Origin of the sequence: Aminobacter sp. MET-1 (genome assembly GCF_026521175.1) — a bacterium.
In the GTDB taxonomy this organism is placed as follows: domain Bacteria; phylum Pseudomonadota; class Alphaproteobacteria; order Rhizobiales; family Rhizobiaceae; genus Aminobacter.
In genome coordinates this window covers 1-259 of sequence record NZ_JAMSHL010000131.1, presented here as the reverse complement: position 1 = coordinate 259, position 259 = coordinate 1, and the positions used below count along the sequence as shown (strand labels likewise).

1 protein-coding gene is annotated in these 259 nt (G+C 55.2%); it reads left to right on the top strand.

Going from position 1 to position 259, the window contains the following annotated elements:
- On the top strand, positions 1–259 hold a 259-nt coding region (locus NDO48_RS29330), incomplete at both ends, for a sigma 54-interacting transcriptional regulator (protein ID WP_267322934.1).

The window sequence follows — 259 nt, the reverse complement described above, 5'->3', positions numbered from 1 at the left end:
AATGACGGTGGTTTACCCAATCTCGAAGTCGTGGCAAGCAGCATCTCCGAACTGAATATCGATGTCCTGCTTACCGGCGAAACCGGTTCTGGCAAGGACACACTTGCGCAATACCTGCACAAGCTGTCCGGACGCAAAGGCCCATTCGTGGCAATGAACTGCGCAGCAATTCCGGAATCTCTGTTCGAGAGCGAACTGTTCGGTGTGACCAGCGGCGCCTACACCGGCGCTGATCACTCCAGAATGGGCTATGTGGAAG